General features: G+C 68.6%; 6 protein-coding genes. All 6 read left to right on the plus strand.

Annotation, left to right across the window (positions count from 1 at the left end; all coding sequences use genetic code 11):
- Positions 1-768, plus strand: a 768-nt coding sequence (locus AC27KI_RS18120; protein ID WP_487115102.1) for an FAD-dependent oxidoreductase, incomplete at its 5' end; no start/stop codon positions are given.
- A 170-nt stretch (positions 769-938) separates the two neighbouring features.
- Positions 939-1,742: a sulfite exporter TauE/SafE family protein gene (locus AC27KI_RS18125; protein WP_487090076.1), complete on the plus strand. Its 804-nt coding sequence runs from the start codon at positions 939-941 to the stop codon at positions 1,740-1,742.
- Positions 1,743-1,752: 10 nt separating this feature from the next.
- Positions 1,753-3,591 carry a nitrite/sulfite reductase gene (locus AC27KI_RS18130; protein WP_487115104.1) on the plus strand — a complete coding sequence of 613 codons (1,839 nt, stop codon included), beginning with the start codon at positions 1,753-1,755 and terminating at the stop codon, positions 3,589-3,591.
- 34 nt (positions 3,592-3,625) lie between these two features.
- Positions 3,626-4,006, plus strand: coding sequence for a DUF934 domain-containing protein (locus tag AC27KI_RS18135; protein WP_317354285.1), 381 nt, complete (start codon positions 3,626-3,628; stop codon positions 4,004-4,006).
- A 48-nt stretch (positions 4,007-4,054) separates the two neighbouring features.
- Positions 4,055-4,987: a sulfate adenylyltransferase subunit CysD gene (gene cysD, locus AC27KI_RS18140; protein ID WP_272553239.1), complete on the plus strand. Its 933-nt coding sequence runs from the start codon at positions 4,055-4,057 to the stop codon at positions 4,985-4,987.
- Positions 4,987-5,250, plus strand: a 264-nt coding sequence (locus tag AC27KI_RS18145) for a GTP-binding protein (protein WP_487115106.1), incomplete at its 3' end; no start/stop codon positions are given. The genes cysD and AC27KI_RS18145, both read left to right, overlap by 1 nt.

Genomic DNA, 5,250 nt, shown 5'->3' on the forward strand with positions numbered 1-5,250 from the left:
CTGCTGGACCACCCGGCCATCGCATGGCACGGCGGCGCACAGGTCGCGCGGTTGCGCCGCGTGCCGGCCGGCGAGGACGGCAAGAGCGACGACACTGGGCCGGCGGGCTGGCAAGCCATCGGTGCGCAGGGCCAGGTGCTGGCCGAGGCCCCCTACGCCTTCGTGGCGGGCGGGCCCGACAGCATGCCGCTGCTGGACCACCGCTGGACCCTGCAGCCGCTGCGCGGCCAGGTGTCGTGGGCCGAAGAAGGCGAAGACACCGCGGGCTGGCCGCCCTTTCCGGTCAATGGCAACGGCAGCCTCGTGCCCCACATTCCCGGGCCGGAGGGCGCAAACGGCGCCCGGCGCTGGTACGCCGGCTCCACCTTCGAACGCCACGCCACCGAGCTTCCGCCCAGCAGCGCCGACGAGACGGCCGCACACGCCACCAACTGGAAAAAGCTGCGCACCTTGCTGCCGGCCGTGGCGGACCAGTTGGCGCCCGCCTTCGGCCAGACCCATGCGGCCCCAACGGACCGAGTGCCCGGCAGGGAAATCCCCCCCGTTTGGGTCTGGGCCGGCCTGCGCTGCGCTTCGCCCGACCGCCTGCCGATCGCCGGCCCGGTGGACCCGCACGCCCTGCCCGGGCTGTGGGTGTGCACGGCGATGGGCGCGCGCGGAATCACGCTGGCGCCGCTGTGCGGCGAACTGATCGCCGCCCGGCTGCATGGCGAACCCTTGCCGCTGGACGCCCGCCTGGCCCAAGCGCTGGGCACGGAACGGCTGTGAACCTGGACTGACCCGCGGGCCGGGCAGAAACGGCGCCCAACCCCTTATCGCCGTTTTCCGCCGTCCGCCCCCTGCCAACCCGCGCCAGCCTTGAGGAATATGCTTATCCGCATAACGGCCTCACAAAACAATCGTTTGTTTCCATAAAGACTCCCACTACATTCGCCCGCATGCATGATTTGGCATTCGTTTTCGCGGGCTTCGCGGTGGGCTTGATCGTCGGCCTCACCGGGGTGGGCGGCGGCTCGCTGATGACGCCGATCCTGATCTTCTTCTTCGGCGTGAAGCCGCACCTGGCCATCGGCACCGACCTGCTGTTCGCCGCCTTCACCAAGATGGGGGGCACCGTTAGCCTGGCACGCCAGCGGCTCGTGCCCTGGAAGGTGGTGGGCCTGCTGTGCGCCGGCAGCGTGCCGGCGGCGCTGCTGTCGCTGTGGGCCCTCCAGGTGATGGGTCCCAGCAGCAGCACCGCCCAGCGCATCATGACGACCACGCTGGGCGTGGCCCTGCTGCTGACCGCCGCGGCCATGCTGTACAAGGCCTTCGTGTTTTCTCCCGCCCGACAGGCGGCCGACCGGGCGGCGCGCGCCGATGCCGGCGAAGACGCCGCACGGCCACGCCACTGGAGCCTGCCGGTGCTGCTGGGCGCCGTGATCGGCACGCTGGTCACCTTCACCTCCGTGGGCGCGGGCGCCATCGGCGTGACGGTGCTGCTGATGGTGTTTCCCCTGCTGCCGTTGCCGCGCATCATCGCGGCCGACATTGCCTATGCCGTGCCGCTGACCCTGGTGGCGGGCCTGGGGCATGCGTCGCTCGGCTCCGTGGACTGGCCGCTTCTGGTCCAATTGCTGGCGGGATCGCTGCCAGGCATCTGGCTGGGCTCGCGCCTCGTATCCCGCGCGCCGGAGCGGTTGATCCGCTCGGCCCTTTCCGTGCTGCTCGCCTGGGCGGGCGCCAAACTGGTTTTGATCTGAGTGACCCACGATGTACCAATACACAGACTTCGACCGCGAATTCATCCGCCTGCGCGCTGAGCAGTACCGCGACCAACTCGAACGCTTCCAGGCCGGCAAGCTTTCGGGCGACGAATTCAAGCCCCTGCGCCTGCAAAACGGCTGGTACGTGCAGCGCTACGCGCCCATGCTGCGCGTGGCCGTGCCCTACGGCGAGCTGTCCAGCACCCAGCTGCGCGTGCTGGCCAAGGTGGCCCGCGAGTACGACCAGCCCGATGCCGCCCTGCTGGCCGAGGCTCAGGCCACGCAGGAAAAGCTGGGCGACATCCCCCTGCACGACGGCCGGCGCATCGGCACGCAGCTGAAGTACGGCTACGGCCACTTCACCACGCGCACCAACGTGCAGTACAACTGGATTCCGCTGGACAAGAGCGCCGATGTGATGGACCTGCTGGCCTCCGTGCAACTGCACGGCATCCAGACCAGCGGCAACTGCATCCGCAACATCACCAGCGACGCGCTGGCCGGCATCGCCGCCGACGAGATCGCCGACCCGCGCCCGTTCTGCGAAATCCTGCGCCAGTGGAGCACGCTGCACCCCGAGTTCGCCTTCCTGCCGCGCAAGTTCAAGATCTCGCTCAACGGCGCCCTGGAAGACCGCGCCGCCCTCGGCTGGTACGACGTGGGCCTGCAACTGCACAAGAACGATGCCGGCGAGCTGGGCTTTCGCGTGCGTGCCGGTGGCGGCATGGGCCGCACGCCGGTCATCAGCCCGGTGCTGCGCGAGTTCCTGCCGTGGAACCAGCTCATGAACTACCTGGAAGCCGTGATCCGCGTGTACAACCGCTACGGCCGCCGAGACAACGCCTGGAAGGCGCGCATCAAGATCCTCGTCAAGTCCGAAGGCCAGACCTACATTGACCAGGTCGAGGAGGAGTTCCGGCAGATCGTGGAGATCGAAGGCGGCCCGCACACCATCACCCAGGCCGAGCTGGACCGCGTGACCGCCTCGTTCCGCGAGCCCGATCTGGACCTGCGCCCGGCCGACGCCGAAGCCGAAACCGTGGCCCTGCTGCGCACCGCCGCCGAGAACGACCAGGACTTCGGCCGCTGGCTGGTGCGCAACGTGATGCCGCACCGCCACCCGCAGCTGCGCGCCGTGGTGCTGTCCTTCAAGCGCCTGGGCTATGCGCCGGGCGACGCCACCGCCGAGCAGATGGAAGCCGCGGCCGACCTGGCCGACCGCTTCTCGGGCGGCGAGGCCCGCGTGACGCACGAACAGAACCTGCTGCTGCCCTGGGTGCGCCGCGACCAGTTGCCCGAGCTGTACAAGGCCGCCAAGGCGCTGGGCCTGGCCAAGCCCAACATCGGGCTGCTGACCGACATGATCGCCTGCCCCGGCGGCGACTTCTGCTCGCTGGCCAATGCCCGCTCGCTGCCCATCGCCGAGGCCATCACCGAGCGTTACCAGGACCTGGACGAACTGTGGGACCTGGGCGAAATCGACCTGCACATCAGCGGCTGCATCAACAGCTGCGGCCACCACCACAGCGGCCACATCGGCATCCTGGGCGTCGACAAGGACGGCAAGGAGTGGTATCAGATCACGCTGGGCGGCGCCGACGGCACGAACCTGTCGGGTCCGGCCGTTCCCGGCAAGATCATCGGCCCCTCGTTCAGCGCCAGCGAAGTGCCGGGCGTGATCGAGGCGCTGCTGGCCACCTACCGCACCGAGCGCCTGCCCGTGGTGGACGCCGCCCACGGCCCCCGGCACGAGAACTTCATCGACACCGTGCGCCGCGTGGGCATCGAGCCGTTCAAGGCCGCCGCCAATGCCGCGCGCCACCCCGCCGAAGTCCTGTCCGCCTGAACCCGCCGCCGTCACCAAGCCCCATCGAATTACTATGAAAATAATAGCTGCCAGCGCACATAGCACTAGCGCAGAAGGCCAAAAAGTCCTTGAACTGGCCAACGACGCCGACCCGCTCGCGCAAGACCTTGCAGGCATCGAGCGCATCGACCTGCACTTTCCGAAATTCACCGACGGCCGCGCATTCAGTCAGGCCCGCCTGCTGCGCCAGCGCCTGAAGTTCGCAGGCGAGATCCGCGCCACGGGCGACGTGCTCATCGACCAGTTGGTGCAGATGGCCCGCTGCGGCTTCGACGTGGCCGTGCTGCGCGAGGGCGTGGACATGGCCGACGCGCAGCGCCAGCTGGACCGCTTCCACGCCTTCTACCAGGGCGACGTGACTCACCCGCTGCCGCATTTCCGCGACGCCGCCTGACGCGACGCCCCCGCCCCGCACAACGACGCCCCCAACGAGATCCCCCGCATGAATGCCCGCACCGAATCCCATGTGCTGAGCCACCTCAGCAACCGCCACCTGGACGCGCTGGAAGAAGAAACCATCTTCATCCTGCGCGAGGTGGCCGCCGCCTTCGAGCGCCCCGCCCTGCTGTTTTCGGGCGGCAAGGATTCGCTGGTGATGCTGCGGTGCGCCGAGAAGGCTTTCGGCGTGGGGCGCATCCCGTACCCGCTGCTGATGATCGACACCGGCCACAACTTCCCCGAGGTGACGGACTTCCGCGACTTCCGGGCGAAGGAACTGGGGGCCGAACTCATCGTGCGCAGCGTGGAAGACTCCATGGCGCGCGGCACCGTGCGCTTGGCGCATCCGGGCGAGAGCCGCAACGTGCACCAGTCGGTCACGCTGCTGGAGGCCATCGAGGAATTCCGCTTCGACGCGCTGATCGGCGGCGCCCGCCGCGACGAGGAAAAGGCCCGCGCCAAGGAGCGCATCTTCTCGCATCGCGACAGCTTCGGCCAATGGCAGCCCAAGGCCCAGCGGCCCGAGCTGTGGACGCTGTTCAACACACGGCTGGCGCCGGGCGAGCACTTTCGCGTGTTCCCCATCAGCAACTGGACCGAACTCGACGTGTGGCAGTACATCGACCGCGAGCAGATCGCCCTGCCCTCGCTCTACTACACCCACAAGCGCCAGGTGGTGGAGCGCAAGGGCCTGCTCGTGCCCGTGACCGACCTCACCCCGCCGCGCGACGGCGAAACGGTGGAGACGCGCGACGTGCGCTTTCGCACCGTGGGCGACATCACCTGCACCTGCCCGGTGGAGAGCCCGGCCGCCACGGCCGCCGACATCGTGATCGAGACCCTGGCGGCCGATGTGAGCGAGCGCGGCGCCACGCGCATGGACGACAAGACCTCCGACGCCTCGATGGAAAAGCGCAAGAAAGACGGGTACTTCTGATGACCACCACTACCAATTCGATAGCAGAACAGACAAGCAATCCGCCGGCATCGGGCCAAAACGATGCCATCTCTGCACTGAAGTTCATCACCTGCGGCTCGGTCGACGACGGCAAGAGCACCCTCATCGGCCGCCTGCTGGTGGACAGCAAGGCGGTGCTGCAGGACCACCTGGCCGGCGTGCAGCGCCAGGACGAGACCGACCTGGCCCTGCTGACCGACGGCCTGTCGGCCGAGCGCGAGCAGGGCATCACCATCGACGTG

The organism is Acidovorax sp. KPB24-03 (assembly GCF_057546605.1).